Origin of the sequence: Mesorhizobium sp. SP-1A (genome assembly GCF_032460275.1) — a bacterium.
In the GTDB taxonomy this organism is placed as follows: Bacteria; Pseudomonadota; Alphaproteobacteria; order Rhizobiales; family Rhizobiaceae; genus Mesorhizobium.
This window is the reverse complement of sequence record NZ_JAVXZD010000002.1, coordinates 25,338-40,204: the sequence shown is the minus strand read 5'-3', so window position 1 is coordinate 40,204 and position 14,867 is coordinate 25,338. Positions and strand designations below refer to the sequence as shown.

The following is a 14,867-nucleotide window of genomic DNA, read 5'->3' as shown; positions in this document are numbered from 1 at the left end:
CCACAGCAGGAAACTGCTTTGTTTTGGCAAGTTGCGGAAACTCAAAGCGAAGGCGCTGGAGTCGACATTGCCAACTCGTGGACCTCATCCCAAGTCAGGATGCAGCCAGAGCGGTCTCCATCTTCCCATGTATTCGGATCTCCCACGAGAACATGGGGCATGTTCCGGAAGGCGACGCCATTCGTTTGAGCGCGGTTGCCAAGGGTCGGCTTCCCACCACACCCTGCGAATGAACATGGATGGCCGCCGCCCATAGGTGACGCACCAGGCCCACCCTCAAGAAGCATCAAACCCTGTTCAGTCTCGATGAAGTCGAGAGTGCACGAAACGGTCTCGCGACCGAAGATGCGCATTCCTTCCTGAAACTGCTCGTTCTCAGCAAGACGAGGATTGCGAACACGCCTTGCATGCTCAACATCCATGTATCGCGGCCAGAGCTGACGCTCCATGGCGACATCGACCATCCGCTGTGCGGTCTCTCGCACTTCGAGGGCAATCGCGGCGTTCTCTTGATTGGCTTCGCCAGTCCAGCCGTAATAGTAGGAGACGCCAACGACGACACCGTCCTCGACAAAGGCTCTCCACTCCGCTGGCCAAACACCCTTACCTTGGAACGGAGTGTTCTGACGATGCGGATCGTTGGTCACGAAATATCGTGCAGCCTTGACCCATGGACGAGCGATGAAGGTCATATCTCCACCAGGCCCCTCGGCCGCAGCGCTTACCGTGCGCATGTCTGACACGTTCACGCGACGACGGTTGCCATTCCGTACCCAACCAGGGCCGACTTCTAGATCGTTGCTAAAACGAATTTCTGGCGTTCTATCAGCAACAACACCAGCACCAGCCAGAACCTTCAATTCCGACCCACCAGTTCTCGCGAACCTGACCATCCACCCCTCGGGCACGTCGTCCATGGCATCGTAGAGCTTTTCGAAGGCTTCATCTTCATTGACGCTCTCCGAGACGAACAGGTTTACAACGCCCTCCAATTCCTTGGACACGACGTCGGCATTCTCCTGCAGTCCATGAGCCAAGGCCGTCAGGGCGCGACCTTCAGGCAACTTCACCTTACCAGAAAGGGCGCTCATCTCACTTTCAGTTAGCGTAAGGATTTCACGTGCATCGACAAACGGAACGTCCGCCATCTTTGCGATTTCGATCCAATGCCTGATATCGCAAGCATCAAACGGCACGCCCTCGCGTTTACTTAAATCTGCTGGAGAAACCCAGCTCGCCGTCTCGGTCTCATGGAATTTTGCGACTTCGGCAAACCCTTTCAGATTTTCAGCGAGATTGGGGAGCCGAAAAAGCTTAGCCGCGACGGCCGTGAGTTTTCGTGAGCTGTCGTTAGCCTGCTTTTCATCGCTTTTCGCGCTCAACCATAAAAGGGCCTGTCGAAGCTTTCCCATTTTCTCGTCCTTAGTCGTTATACCAACCGCGCCAACGCGTACGCGCCGCATCAGCACGCATGGTAGTCAGACGCTCGTCCCAGCTTCGCAGCAAAGCCTCTTCAGGAGCGCCTGACTTCTCTTCCAGTTCACGGCGGATGATCCCCTGCAGCAGCTCCGCCTGCGGATCGGACTTGACCTCAATCATTCCAATAACGGCAGCGAACACTGGCTTGGGATCATCATACCTGTTTTCCATGCATCAGACTCCTGGAGCTGGCTGCGGGTCGAGATCAAAGCGCTCCACGCCCGCTTCCGCCATCGATGCCCATGCGGCATCGAGCGAACCGTCGATGTCGATGCCACGGCACGCATCAGCAACGACCACAGCCTCAAAGCCCTTTTTGCGAGCATCCATCGCCGTCCACGCAACGCAGAAGTCAGTCGCGAGACCAACGACCACGACACGCTCAATGCCGAGATCATGAAGGTATCCAGCAAGGCCAGTCGTCGAGCCATCGGCTTCGATGAATGCCGAGTAGCTATCAACGTTCGGATTGAGGCCCTTGCGGATAACGTTCTTGGCGTGCGGAATATCGAGATCAGCATGCAGGGCCGCGCCAGTCGAAGCCTGAACACAGTGATCCGGCCACATGACCTGCGTGCCGTAGTCGACGTCCTTGGCCGAGAAGAGATCAGCTCCGTGTGTCGATGCGAACGAAATGTGACCCTTCGGATGCCAATCCTGCGTGATGATCACTGTGTCGAACTGCTTGGCCATCTCGTTCACGAGAGGAATAATCTTATCACCCTCGTTCACGGCAAGCGCGCCACCAGGACAGAAGTCGTTCTGAACATCGACGACAATCAATGCGTCTTTCTTATTAATTCCCAACTTATCCAGCATGATTTTTTCCTTTCGCTGCTGCTTCCAAGGCCTGACGAGCGAACTCTGCCTTTTCGTCAAATTTTCTGATCGGACGCCATTTTCCATCGTCCTTTAATTCAAGAACAAGAACTTTATTCCTTCCAACCACATCAAAAGGAATATTGCGTTCCTTTAATTCATCGACATTCATCGGCGCTGAAATGCCAGAAACTCGCGTGCCGACTGGAAAACTTCCAAGTTCAGACAGAACCTTTTCTAGCATACCGTTTAGCAACGCACCCGCGATGCAGAAATTTCCATCATAAACAATTGGCTGACGCAAATGCGGCGGGTAGTTAAACTCGATGTAGTCGTGAAGCCGTTCAGGAACATGATTTCGCCAACGATCATCACGCATCTCAATGAGAAGCCTGATATCCCTGCCAGACGGCATCTTGATCGCATCCCTATTGACGACATGAAGCCTTTTCACGGTTCCGGAATAATCGGTATTTTCACCGATATATACCGTTGTAACCCCGCGCACTTTGCTAGGGCGATCCAGCGTCGCAAACTCATGAAAATAATATTTTGCGTCGATTTCACTGCCCGTGAAATAGTCAGTCGGCTCCGGCAGACGAGCAGCTTCGATCTTCGACTTCACGTAGTCGTACCATTCGGTGATATGGAAACTGCCGTCGATATCATGGAGAGGAATGAACTCGAAAAAATCCCCATGAATCTTCGAGATCATTTCCCTTCGCTGGTCGTAAGTGAATGGATGACCATGCACTCCAAATTGATCGACCGATCCAAGTCCGATAATCGCCCGATCACACGTCATGCGCATTTCATTGAGCATTGCATTGTGCCCGCGATGAAACGTCTGCATATCGGCAACTGCCAGCCCTACACGATTTTTCGACATAGCGTCCCTCAAACCTTCACTGCATGTTCAACCATGCCCTCGGTGCCAAAGACACGCAGATAGCGCGCGACTTCATCCTTCGGACCAGTTGCCTTGGTCGGATTATCCGAAAGCTTCACGGCCGGACGACCTTCCGCTTCCGTGACCTTGCAGACGAGCGACATCGACTTGAAATCCGCATCATTGTCGATTGGCGAACAGCCAGCAAAGTCGTTGGTCAGGTTCGTGCCCCAACCAATCGGCGTCGCGCCGATCTTGTCGTGGAACAGCTTCACGCACTTCTCGATGGAGTCGATGTCCATGCCATCCGACAGGATTGCGATCTTTTCCATCGGGTTTTCACCCTTCAGCTTGAGCCATTCGATGTACTCGTTCACGCCCTCGACAGGGTCCTTCGAGTCAGGACGAATACCCTTCCACTTGGCGACGAACTCAGGCGCACGGCGAAGGAAGCCCGTGGTACCGTAGGCGTCAGGCAAGATGACTCGCAGGCGTTCGCCGTAGAAATCCGACCAGTCCGACAGAACCTGATACTGAGCTGCGATCATTTCCTCATCGGTATTTGCGAGCGCGGTATAGACCATCGGCAGTTCGTGAGCATTGGTGCCGATAGCTTCAACGCCGACATCCATCGCATGCTTCACGTTCGAAGTGCCCGTGAATGAAGAGCCGATACCCTCCATCAGAGCCTCGATAGCCCAACGCTGCCACAGGAAGCCATGGCGACGACGAGTGCCGAAATCGGAAATCTTGACCGCGTCGTCACCAACCTGCGTCTGGAGGAAGCGAATACGTTCAACCTTGTTCCAGAGCTTGGCCTTGGCGCGAGCATAGAGAACATCGATCTCGAAACGGCTCATACCGCGCATAGCGGAACGGGCACGAAGTTCGTTCATGATTGAGAGGGCAGGGATTTCCCACGCGCTGACCGATGCCCAATCACCCTCGAAGTCGAGCACGAACTGATCTCCTTCGACGCGGAGATCGTATTCCGGCAACTGGAAGTTCCGAAGCCAGTCAATGTACTTCGGCATGAACATCTGATCCTGGCCATAGAAGGTGTTACCAGCCAGCCAAATCAGCTCAGAATTCGTGAAACGCAGAGTGCGGGCGTAGTCGAGCTGCTCGCGCAACTCCTGCTCGGAAACGATCTTCGCCAGCGGAACCGACTTCGTGCGGTTGATAAGGCTGAATTTTACCTTGGTATTGGGGTGCAAATCCAAAATCATCTGTTGCATCAGCAACTTGTAAAAGTCGGTGTCAAGCAGTGTGCGAACGATGGGATCGATCTTGAAAGTGTGGTTATAAACGCGCCCCGCGATATCCATGGAATTTCCTTTCGATTAATGCGGACCCTTTTAATTGATTGGCCACCGATGTCAATCGCAAATGCAATATTTCTTATTTATTTAAGTTTTTTCATGCCCATTTCCAGTGCCCAAGCAATGATTTTCCTGTCGCCTCATCGGCCTTCAATAATCGCGACAAGCGCACATCGTCAGAAAGCCAGTCCTGCCGGGATGAAGTCATCCGCAAATTTAAAAAAAGCTACTGAATGCAGCCCCCTGATTCATAAAAGGAAGTCGGCAGGATACCATTACAAACTGAATTTTACGCTCGCGCTTGTCTTCAATAATCCAACGCTACCGAGTCGTGTAAGCTTATTTCCACGAGTTTCGAGTGCCGCTATCAGTGCACCATTGCGACCAAGCACCTTATCGGCAAGCTCAACGACCCATTTGTTTGGGGTTGCCCACCTACGAACAACCTTCAGGGCATCAACAGCTTCCATTTCACGACCAGGCCCCATACGATCAGCAATGATAGCAAGAGCTATGGCTGGAGACCTGCATTGGCCCGCATGGCAGTGAACAAACAGCATGTTGTCTTTGTGGTTCCGCGCAAATTCCACTGCGCTACGGATATGAGCTTCTTGAGCAGAACGCCCATCTTTCGACTGGTATTCAATATCATCAAAGGCCAGCACCAGGTGATCCGTCTTCGCGTCCGCTGGAATCCGCAATCCCGATCTAAATTCGATATCCTCAATCGAAATAACCGCATGGAATAGCTTTTGTGCGCTACGCGCCTCCGAGAGCGTTCCGACTACAATATTGGCCGCCTCTGGATATCTATTATCGAACAGAGACATGCTTTCCCCTTTCCCACGCAGTTTCCATCTGCATATATCCGCGACCACAAACCGAATGGAAAACTTCCGGCTGAAGAACTGGCCCCATTGCGGCAAACTTCAGCCCCTGAGGGCTTATGCCGTTCGAATTCATCATCACCCACGAATTATTAGTGATTGCTCCAGAATATTTTCGACCTAGCCATGAAAATTCGATTGAACCATTATTTATTGTGACATCAAACGACTTCCCCCATTTGCAGGGGTGGTCCTCATTGTCGTCAAAGACAAGTCGCGCTTTCCAAACGCCATCGTATTGTCCCGTATTGATATCCGAAACCGACGTCACGGAATCACTAGAAGAGAACATGCAGTGCCGCCGCTCAGCCTCCCTAGCAACAACTCCCTCTGGCCAATCCTCTTCATACCTCGACACGGACAAGACCCGCAGATGCCCACAAGTTAGCGCTGGGGCAGGGGCACCCACCTTCTTTCCCAAACAATCACGGCGGAGATCATCGAAAGAACGTCCGAAAGCGTCCTCCATCGTCGATGGACATTGTCCATTGATTTCTTGGTCAAACCCTACTGTGGTAATCAGGCCGAAAAAAGCAGCAGAGGCAATAACCCCTGCTGGCACAATATACCAAAAAGCACTCTGTTCTTTTTTCATATTTATCTCCAGCCGATTGCAGTCAGCCTCAATCAACAATAGAATGATTTCTGAATTTTGCGCAATGATCGACTGATAATTATCGGCCGAAAATCGTTGCACATTCTGATTTTTATCTCTAAAACTATCCACCTCAGATGACAGGAAGTTCGAGTTGGAAAATCTTTTCTCAGTAGCCCAAGCAGCAGAACGCATTCGACCGCTCGCGGACGAAATTCGCCCGACCGCATTCAGCGACATTCTCGGCCAGGATCATCTTCTTGGCGAAGACGCTATCCTTCGTCGAAAGATCGACAACAACCGGATTGGCGCGATTGTGCTCTATGGGACAACAGGCGTAGGCAAGACGACGATTGCTCGCGCCATCGGCAAGCACATGAAGAAGAAGTTCATTGCCCTGCATGCGGCCCACCACAAAACTGCGGATATCCAGAAAGCAGCTGAGGAAGCGAAAGAACAGGACACCATCGTCTTCATCGACGAAATACATCGCTACAGTACAACCATCTCCGACAACCTCCTCAGCCACACCGAGGCAGGCCATTTTGACCTAATTGGTGCGACGTCTGAAAATCCGAACTTCGCGCTATCGAAAGCACTGGCCTCTCGTGCTCTGATTTTTGAACTCAAGCCCCTGTCTGTTGAGGATATGGAGCGGGTCATCACCAGAGCCGTCTGGAAGCTGAAAGATGAGGGGCTGATCATCTCGTTTGATGGCGAAGCGCTCAAAATGCTCGCTGGTCGCTCTGGCGGGGACGCCCGACGCGCTCTCAATGCACTCGAAGCCTGCACTATCGGAAGGTCTGGTGCGTTCAAAATCACAGAGGCGCTGGTCGAAGAAGTCTTCAAATTCTCACCAATCCCGTACGACCGTAGCGGTGATGCCCACTACGACGTCATCTCAGCATTCGTGAAGTCGATGCGCGGCTCTGATGAAGATGCGACCCTCTATTGGCTAGCTCGATTGATCCAGTCTGGCGAAGACCCACGTTTCATCGCCCGCCGCATCATGATCCACGCCAGCGAAGATGTTGGCCTGGCTGACAACACCGCGCTTCAGACGGCTGTTGCAGCAAGCCATGCCGTCGAGAAGATTGGCTATCCGGAAGCGCGCATCATTCTCGCTCATGCAGCCCTTCACGTCGCCCGCGCACCGAAGTCGAATTCAGCTTATCGCGGCATCTCTCTCGCTCTGGACTACGTGGCAACGCAACCGCTCATCGATGTCCCCATGCATCTTCGGGACAGCCATTACAAGGGCGCAGCAACCCTCGGTCGTGTTGGGTATCAAAGCCCCCATGCGACGGAACTTGGCTGGCTGAAACAAGACTACGCACCAGGCATCTCGCGAGGCACCTTCTATCAGAGCGATGCTCGCTCCAACTCGACATTCGAAGGCCGCGCTGACGCATTCTGGGAGAAGATCAAGGGCTTCAAGACAGGCGGATCGGTCTAGTATTGTCCAAAGCAAGCTTCCGGCCGAACATGGGACATATCCTACAGAACGGCCGGAACGACCCATGAGACCAACCTGGGACTACAGAGATGATGGAGCAACAGCCTTCTTCGACAACAAGACGGAGAATGACAACCCGCATCCAGAGCAGTCCCTAGCCCACTTTCAATGGCTTCAAGGCTTCATTTCCGAGCAGGTGATGGTCCTGCAGGACGAAGACCCCTTCGAAGGATCTGACCGCTCGACCTACCTCGAAGACGTCAAATATTGGGTAAGGCAGCAGGCCAGCCGCCTGAAACGCGAACTGCCATCCGCAGAAGATGTCGCAAAAGCGATCAACATCGATCTCAGCGAATGGCCTGCCAACTGTTACGCCATCGCCAAGGCAACATTGGAAAGCGGTATTCTGGACGAACATCAGGAGAAGCACGGCAAGCTGTTTCTGACCTACGGGCAATATCACGGCCACATCTCGCCAACGAGCATCTTTGCCAAACGCCCATTCGCTCGGCATGGATGGCTGGAAAGCACCAACGGACACGTCGTCGATCCAACGCGCTATGTCTTCCACGGGGGTGAACCTGAAATCTGGGCTGGATCGATTGAAGATTACGATATGTCTGGAGCAAGGTTGCGCGAGCGCATGGCTCCGTCGCCCCCAGAAGTCACCGACTCCGACCTCGTGAAACTGCCTCTGAACGATCCGTCATCATTGGCGGTATTCGACCGCATCATGAGGAACAGAAATCGGGAAGTCGAGAAATCCAGTCAGATTGAACTCGCCCACCTGAGATGGGTCGCCAACCGTCCCGTTGCAGAAATGGGCGACGATGCGCCCATGATCTTAAGAACAATCGATATGATCGGGAAGTCAGCCCTCATGCCTGTCGACACCCGCAACTGGATTTCAGAAGTGTCAGAATGGCGCGAGAACAGTGCGCAGAGCACCCTCAAGCCTTAGAGATGGCTACAGCGGCACGATATGCGTCCTTGTACTTCTCCTTGACCCCAGAGGCCGTTTCCATCGCCTTCGCAACTGCCTTAGGCGAAAGGAACTTCACCTCATAGGGAGCCGTCAGCAGGAAAACACCTTCCATCTTCATTGCCGCCGCGCCCGCACGCATACGTCCAGTCTCTGGCTTGTCCTTTATGGCGATCTTGGTTGCTGGATAATCGGCGAACAGCTGCTTGAGATCCGCTACATACTGCTTCATATCATCAGCGGACTTCGTACCAGCGATTTTGATGAATCCAGTTTCAAAGCTGGAAACTTCTCCACCATCAACGAAAATGGAAACCCAAACGGTTTGGTCAGATTGAAATTCTACACCGAGATATCGCATAAATTGTCCTTCTTCCTTGCCCTTCGCCAATATAGGCTTATTCCCAGTGATAATTGAGGAGCGAAAATATGTCTAACGAAAAGCACGCCAGCCTTCCGAAAGCGAATGGCTCGTCCGTAATGGATGCCCGTGAATGGTTCGGCAAGCTCCACGACATGGGCCTGCACGGCTTCCATGCTGACGACATCTACCCTGGCGAGTTTTCCGATCTCTTCACGCCGGAAGAGGAACAGGAGTTCTGTGATACGGTCGCCTCATTCCGCACAGCTGCAGCAGAGTGGCCAAACCCGGACTTCCTCTATGACCTTGCTGGAATGGGGCGCTTTCCCGCCGAAGAGGCATATCCGGCACTTGTGATCGACACTGTTCTCCCTATGGCTGGACGTAGCAACTACTCTCCGGTGCCTGGTCAAGCTAAACCAACGATCATCGTTGAGGAGTGCAACGAGTTCGTCGCAATTGAAATCGACACTCCGACTGGAAAACTCAGTGATGCCACTGGTTTCCTCGCAATCCCCGTCGAGAATGCACACCACACCGAAACGGGCATCGATACAAGGAACGCCATCCTGCATCGTGATGACGCAATGGATGTCGACAACATCGACAACCTCGAAGAAGTCGTTGAAGACTATACAGCGAGAAAAGCAGGCCTTCGCATCTAAATTCTAATTGAAATAATATAAAATCTGGCCAGAATTAGACACAACTGGCCAGATACCTGCGCCACCTTCCTTGAAAAGGCGCAGCCATGTCCAAGAAAAAGAACAAGAACTCTCCGCGACCAGATTATTCGGTGCCTATTGCTGGCATTGGCCACAACAATCCTCCGCCTGAAATCTACGCAGGCAAAATGGCTGTCATCGGTAGCCGCACATTTCAGAACTTTCGCTTTCTCTGCGAAATCCTCGACAAATACCTGAAGGACGTCACCGAGCTGATCAGTGGCGGTGCAGATGGCGCAGATAAGATGGGCGCTCGTTGGGCACGCAAACGAGGGATCGAGACGAAAGTGTTTGAACCCAATCACAAGAAGTACAAGCACGCCTATCACCACCGGAATAGGCTGATAGCTGAGGCGTGTGACTTCGTCGTAGCATTCTGGGACGGCAGTTCGACTGGCACGAAATATACGATTGATTATGCAAAACGTCTCGGAAAGCCTGTATTAATCGTGCGATTCTGAAAGAACCATCCCACGAAAATTTTTAGCCTCCAGAAATTGTGTGCCCTCTGGCAACGGAAAACTCCATGGCAAGATGGAGGTTTTATTTTTGTCACTCGGAAAATGCCTATGGGTTTGGAGCCAGTAACGCATTTACACCGTCGCGAGCGCGATGCAGCCAATCATTCATGTCCGACGCATTTTCAGCCGTTTCGACAAGAACGCGATTAAGGGATTCGTCGTCGACAATTTGAGCACCCTTAACGCCGAAGATGAATTTGGTCAAAGCATCGCGAGGACCTGCCAAATCAGGCGTCATCGCAATCGAAAGGGACGACTTGTTCACCTTCAACTCGACCCGCTCGCCGCTTGGAAAGTGAGCATTGATGATCTGACCACGCGACTGCTTTGTGGTCACAATTGCCTTTTCAGGGGCATCTGCAGGACGTGCGATCTCGGCCTTGAAGCCCAGCTTTGCCTTGATGCCTTCCACGAAATCATCAGCTGTCGTAGCCGCCTTACCGACCTCTTCCACGACCTCGAAGAACTTGCCCAGATTCCAGTCGCTCTCGTCCTTAGACTTCTGCCCATTCTCAAGCAGGATAGCAGAAATCTGATTGGATAGCTTCGTTGTCGTTGAACTGGTCGGAGAAACTTCGACAGAAGAACCGCCACGATTGAACACACACTTGATACTGATGCCATCCGCGAACTTCACGATGAAGCGCATCCAGTCGTGCTGGTTTGTGATCGAAATTTTTGCCATTTTTATCTCCCTCAATTGTTGGACATTTCCATACCTCAGGCGCATAAAACAAAGCAATAGAAACCGAACGATTATTTATAGCGTCCTTTGTCCTCGGACTGAGGACACCTCAACGAAAATACAAAAGGCCCCCGAAATGAATTAACACTTCGAGGGCCACGAAATCAGACTCAGGTCCAATTACTGGTAGTTACACGGAGCCTGATATGGACGGCCGTACGGATCGGTATAATTGCAATACTGATATGGCGATGGACCAGGAGCAGTTGGCTGTGCATTCTGCGAATTGGCAGCACCAACGAGCGTACCACCTACGCCACCAATAGCTGCACCCGCAAGCGCTGAGCGGCTGTTACCACCGATTGCAGCGCCAGCCAGACCACCAAGAGCAGCACCACCGACACCGTAGCCAACTGTACGCTGTTCGGCTGTCGTGCAGGCCGTGGTCGCAAGTGCCAATAGAGCAATGCCAGCGGACATAAGTAGACGAGACTTCATAAAGTTTTCTCCTAACAGGTTCCAGAATTTCTGGATTGATGTCGAATTAACAGAAAAGCGACATGTGCAGATTCATTACGCCATTAATTTGATTACCGTCAAGGAATTATCGAGTTTTATTTAAATAATTCCCGATAAACACCAAGCCTTTCAATTAATTCTTGGCGAGTTTCCGCCCATCTTTATTGGAAACCCGTTTCAGGTTCATATCGATCACCGGGACTAGTTCACTGTCCACCTTGACCGATATCGTAACGTTCATGCTGTCGTCGCCATCAACGCGGGCCAACATGACGCCATCCAGCTCTTTGCGATTAAGCCCTAGGACGACCTTATTGCCAGCTACCGAACCAGAAACGACGTCGAGGCCTTCGCCTTCAGAACCGTTATTGAACTCACCTTGGTAGGTTGAGCCACTGCGAACAATGCTTGCCTTCATAGGCTGTGAGAAGATGCCGACGTTACAAGAACCGTCCAGCTTCATTCCGGCTACGAAACCTGGCGTAGAGCCTTCCAGCCTGCAGACAAATCTCGTCCCCTTGTACTTTCCTGCGACGATCTCGCCTGGACCCGACCAATTTCCTTCAACCGACTGGAAGAACAGCTCATCACTGTCAGCCGCCATCGCGGAAGGAGCAATCATCAATACCGATACCATTGCCAGGCATGCAGCGATGAATTTCTTCATTTCAAGCCAATCCTTGAGTTAACCCGCAACGGGTTTGTTGAGACATCCACACATGATCCACACGGATACCAATGTGGAACCTGAGAATGTCCACGAAATACGTTATTCATGATTGATTATAGAAATTCAAAATGCGATGCCAAGCAATAAAATTCAGAGGCTCAACATTTATACGATAAATTCTGCAGATCGCTTTTTGTTAATATCACGTTCAGGCACATAATGTTACCGTAATAGTCATGATGAAAAAACTCGCCAAGACACTCACACTTTTGTCCCTAACTATCGGCACGCAGACGTCGAATGTTCTTGCCATGCCTGCAACGAACCATCCTCGCCACTCCAATATCAAGGCGGCATCAGCAGATTGCACGAGCGCTGGCAAGAGGGTTGCAGAAGAGCAGGGTGGTCGGCTCTCTCGGGTAACGCCTACGGTGCAGAACGGGCAATCTGTCTGCGTGATTGTAGTGATTGTTCCAGCAAAAGACGGAGAGCGCCCACGGCGGGTAGAAGTGGCTGTCCCTCAACAACAATAACTCATCATCTCAGAAAAAGAAAACCCCAGCTCAAGGCTGGGGTGAAAACTGGCCTCTGTGATCGTCGTACACGCTAGTGTCTGTGACGAATGCAGTTCGGCTATCGCCATCCCGCCACAGTCACCACCTGCGATCCAAGCGGAGCTTTCAAGAATCGCGCAGAGCAAGCGAGATAATAAAGGACATCGACTCCGCTACATACCGAAGAGTCGAGCCAAGAACCCACGTCGATCTTCAAGGAGCGAATTTAACCTTTGCCTTGCGGTATCATCATCGATCTTCCCGCTTTGACGTTCCAATCGAATATTCGCAGCTTGTTCGCGCAACCACTGCAATTTGCGAGAATTATCGAGTGCTAATTTTTCAACATTTTTAGGCATCTGAGTGTTGCAAAACATCAAATTCCCTCCTTTGTATTAAAGCAAAATATCATGCAATAATAAAAAGGAAATCTCGATTATCCGCTTCTGCGCTTTTTATATTGCAATGAAATTCCCTGCCGATTTGCCCGCTGATCTTTTCAGCTTTGCCATTCTTGTCTCTTTCCACATAACACTCAATAATCCATAACATTGAGTGCCATATGGATGTTAACCAATTTCCATAAACCACTCAAAATGCGGCTTAAGTGAGTTAATTACGAAAATAACGGAAATATCACAAAATGACGACACCAGTGACATCCACATCAAATGATTTGTTCATTGAGAGAAAGTCTCGGTTGCTCGCAGAAATGAGCGCTGGAGTTCCCCTTCGTCATACAGAAATACGTAAAATCATCGGATCAAGCACTTGGGTTAAAAACCTTATCGACGAAGGTGTCATTGAACGACTGCCTATGGGACTCTACGGACTGCCAACCTTCGATAATTCATGGCAATCACTGTCCATTCTGGCAATTACGTCACCTAAGGGTGTCTTCTGTATGGAAACAGCCGCAGCCTACCACGGCCTCACGACTGCCAATCCTGCAGAAGTACACATCGCGGTCCCATACAAGCAAACACCTCCACGCAACACTGAAATTTCAACTAAAGGATATCGCTGGCAGGAAGCGTCGATGACCGTTGGCGTGGAAGAAGTCACGGTCTCGAATGTGCCCGTCAGAATGACCAATCCAGCCAGAACAGTTGTCGACTATCTAAGGTCGATGAACAAGTTGGGCAATCCTGAAATGGCGATGGAAGTTCTCCAGAACTTCAAGGGCAGGCCAGCGGAGATCCTCAAAATCGCTCGCGCCCTTGGCTGCGAAAACACCATCAGACCGTACACACAGGCCATCCAGAGCCTCGGGAGGAAACCATGAGTGGAAACGTTGGAGCCAGAACATGGGAACTTATCCGTCAGCAGGCAAAGAAGCTTGGAGCTGACGTCCAGTCTCTCGCGACATCCTACGCAATCGAGCGCTTCATGGTTCGTCTCATGGAGGCAGACCCGACTGGACGCATCACGGTCAAGGGCGGACAGTCCCTGGGCATCCTTTTCGGGAACCAGATGCGTCCAACCAAGGACCTCGACATCAATGTCAGCATGGATGGCATGGACGATCCGAAGGAGTGGGCCGAGAAGGTCATTCGCGAGGCTTGCGCAGTTGAGGCAGGGGACGGTGTCGCCATTGACGTTGACACGGTCGACGTCGACTTCCGCGAACATCAGGGCGAGGGCGGCCTACGGATTACCGTCAACGCGTCCATACACACCTGCAGGACGCCATTCATGATTGATGTAGGCATCGGCAACGAAATCACCTTCGAACCATCCAAGATCGTCGTCCCCGGCGTTCTATCAGCACACAAGACCGCTCCAAAAGCTCTCGAAGCTCGGGTATATCCGCACGAAAACACACTGGCAGAGAAGATCATTGCCAAGGTCGAAGACGGCATCGCTTCGATCCGCCATAAGGATTTCTTTGACATCTGGCTGTCGGTTGAAACTCTTCGCCGCGTTGGCGATCTTCGACTGCTGGTCCTCAAGTCCGATGAATTGACCGAGGACGAAGCCATTCTGGTTGAGGAGGTCAAAAACAAGCTCTCTGACGGCACACTTCTCGAAATGCCTGAGATTGAGATTTCTGAGGATTGCATGGAGCGTCTTGGATTGGCTCTGCATCGCACTGCAGCTCATCGCGGCACCGAAATTCCCCCGGATTTATTAGAGTGGCTCAATGAAGAATTCGCTGACGACGCTCTACATGCTTCGCAGTGGACAAATTGGTCTAGAAATCAGAAAGGCCGCCTTCTTTTCCAGCCACCTGGAACAGAAAAAGGTGCCAACAAAGACAATTCATTGCGTGTTTTATTCGAGAATATAGGTCCAATCCTCCAGGAAATCGGGGGCAGGGCACTTTCACACGACAGCGCCTCCTTAAAAATGTGATTTATACGATTAAATCCGATGTTAATTATTGACTTAAAGGCTGTATTT

Annotated in this window: 18 protein-coding genes; 7 read left to right on the top strand and 11 right to left on the bottom strand. The window is 51.6% G+C overall.

Translation table 11 applies throughout. From position 1 onward, the window contains the following. Positions 1-41: 41 nt before the first annotated feature. The 7 genes from QU595_RS08600 to QU595_RS08570 all read right to left on the bottom strand — a co-directional run bounded on the left by QU595_RS08600 (position 42) and on the right by QU595_RS08570 (position 6,186). Positions 42-1,412, bottom strand: coding sequence for a hypothetical protein (locus QU595_RS08600; protein ID WP_315920873.1), 1,371 nt, complete (start codon positions 1,410-1,412; stop codon positions 42-44). Between the two features lie 10 nt (positions 1,413-1,422). Next, positions 1,423-1,650: a hypothetical protein gene (locus QU595_RS08595; RefSeq protein WP_315920871.1), complete on the bottom strand. Its 228-nt coding sequence runs from the start codon at positions 1,648-1,650 to the stop codon at positions 1,423-1,425. A gap of 3 nt (positions 1,651-1,653) precedes the next feature. Beyond that, positions 1,654-2,298 carry a bifunctional nicotinamidase/pyrazinamidase gene (gene pncA / locus QU595_RS08590; RefSeq protein WP_315920869.1) on the bottom strand — a complete coding sequence of 215 codons (645 nt, stop codon included), beginning with the start codon at positions 2,296-2,298 and terminating at the stop codon, positions 1,654-1,656. Continuing rightward, positions 2,288-3,187, bottom strand: coding sequence for a hypothetical protein (locus tag QU595_RS08585; protein ID WP_315920867.1), 900 nt, complete (start codon positions 3,185-3,187; stop codon positions 2,288-2,290). The genes pncA and QU595_RS08585 overlap by 11 nt, the downstream gene beginning before the upstream one ends. A gap of 8 nt (positions 3,188-3,195) precedes the next feature. After that, positions 3,196-4,515 (bottom strand): nicotinate phosphoribosyltransferase, encoded by a 1,320-nt coding sequence (locus tag QU595_RS08580; protein WP_315920865.1) that lies wholly within the window; start codon positions 4,513-4,515, stop codon positions 3,196-3,198. A gap of 269 nt (positions 4,516-4,784) precedes the next feature. Beyond that, positions 4,785-5,339: a hypothetical protein gene (locus QU595_RS08575; RefSeq protein ID WP_315920863.1), complete on the bottom strand. Its 555-nt coding sequence runs from the start codon at positions 5,337-5,339 to the stop codon at positions 4,785-4,787. Continuing rightward, positions 5,323-6,186, bottom strand: a complete 864-nt coding sequence (locus tag QU595_RS08570; protein WP_315920861.1) for a hypothetical protein — start codon at positions 6,184-6,186, stop codon at positions 5,323-5,325. The genes QU595_RS08575 and QU595_RS08570 overlap by 17 nt, the downstream gene beginning before the upstream one ends. Here QU595_RS08570 and QU595_RS08565 point away from each other — a divergent pair. Together QU595_RS08565 and QU595_RS08560 are read left to right on the top strand one after the other, a co-directional pair. After that, positions 6,146-7,447 carry a replication-associated recombination protein A gene (locus QU595_RS08565; RefSeq protein ID WP_315920859.1) on the top strand — a complete coding sequence of 434 codons (1,302 nt, stop codon included), beginning with the start codon at positions 6,146-6,148 and terminating at the stop codon, positions 7,445-7,447. The two genes, QU595_RS08570 and QU595_RS08565, sit on opposite strands and share 41 nt — an antisense overlap. A 64-nt stretch (positions 7,448-7,511) precedes the next feature. After that, the gene (locus QU595_RS08560) at positions 7,512-8,408 is read left to right on the top strand and encodes a hypothetical protein (protein ID WP_315920857.1); all 897 of its coding nucleotides are present in this window, start codon (positions 7,512-7,514) and stop codon (positions 8,406-8,408) included. Here QU595_RS08560 and QU595_RS08555 read toward each other — a convergent pair. After that, complete coding sequence (locus tag QU595_RS08555; RefSeq protein WP_315920855.1) at positions 8,398-8,820, bottom strand: DUF3010 family protein; 423 nt, start codon at positions 8,818-8,820, stop codon at positions 8,398-8,400. The two genes, QU595_RS08560 and QU595_RS08555, sit on opposite strands and share 11 nt — an antisense overlap. A 38-nt stretch (positions 8,821-8,858) precedes the next feature. On the opposite strand from QU595_RS08555, the gene QU595_RS08550 reads away from it, so the two are divergent. Both QU595_RS08550 and QU595_RS08545 read left to right on the top strand, forming a co-directional pair. Continuing rightward, a complete protein-coding gene (locus tag QU595_RS08550; protein WP_315920853.1) occupies positions 8,859-9,455 on the top strand; it encodes a hypothetical protein in 597 nt (198 codons plus the stop codon). Positions 9,456-9,541: 86 nt separating this feature from the next. Then, on the top strand, positions 9,542-9,976 hold the full coding sequence (locus QU595_RS08545) for an SLOG family protein (protein WP_315920851.1): 435 nt from the start codon (positions 9,542-9,544) through the stop codon (positions 9,974-9,976). A gap of 106 nt (positions 9,977-10,082) precedes the next feature. Here the strand turns inward: QU595_RS08545 and QU595_RS08540 are convergent, their stop codons facing one another. The 3 genes from QU595_RS08540 to QU595_RS08530 all read right to left on the bottom strand — a co-directional run bounded on the left by QU595_RS08540 (position 10,083) and on the right by QU595_RS08530 (position 11,907). Next, on the bottom strand, positions 10,083-10,721 hold the full coding sequence (locus tag QU595_RS08540) for a hypothetical protein (protein WP_315920849.1): 639 nt from the start codon (positions 10,719-10,721) through the stop codon (positions 10,083-10,085). 180 nt (positions 10,722-10,901) lie between these two features. Next, positions 10,902-11,219 carry a hypothetical protein gene (locus QU595_RS08535; protein ID WP_315920847.1) on the bottom strand — a complete coding sequence of 106 codons (318 nt, stop codon included), beginning with the start codon at positions 11,217-11,219 and terminating at the stop codon, positions 10,902-10,904. A 154-nt stretch (positions 11,220-11,373) separates the two neighbouring features. Continuing rightward, the gene (locus tag QU595_RS08530; protein WP_315920846.1) at positions 11,374-11,907 is read right to left on the bottom strand and encodes a hypothetical protein; all 534 of its coding nucleotides are present in this window, start codon (positions 11,905-11,907) and stop codon (positions 11,374-11,376) included. A gap of 239 nt (positions 11,908-12,146) precedes the next feature. Here QU595_RS08530 and QU595_RS08525 point away from each other — a divergent pair, with 239 nt between their 5' ends. The 3 genes from QU595_RS08525 to QU595_RS08515 all read left to right on the top strand — a co-directional run bounded on the left by QU595_RS08525 (position 12,147) and on the right by QU595_RS08515 (position 14,819). Continuing rightward, the gene (locus tag QU595_RS08525; protein WP_315920845.1) at positions 12,147-12,443 is read left to right on the top strand and encodes a hypothetical protein; all 297 of its coding nucleotides are present in this window, start codon (positions 12,147-12,149) and stop codon (positions 12,441-12,443) included. A gap of 664 nt (positions 12,444-13,107) precedes the next feature. Then, complete coding sequence (locus QU595_RS08520; protein ID WP_315920843.1) at positions 13,108-13,749, top strand: hypothetical protein; 642 nt, start codon at positions 13,108-13,110, stop codon at positions 13,747-13,749. Beyond that, positions 13,746-14,819: a nucleotidyl transferase AbiEii/AbiGii toxin family protein gene (locus tag QU595_RS08515; RefSeq protein ID WP_315920841.1), complete on the top strand. Its 1,074-nt coding sequence runs from the start codon at positions 13,746-13,748 to the stop codon at positions 14,817-14,819. The genes QU595_RS08520 and QU595_RS08515 overlap by 4 nt, the downstream gene beginning before the upstream one ends. Positions 14,820-14,867 lie beyond the last annotated feature (48 nt).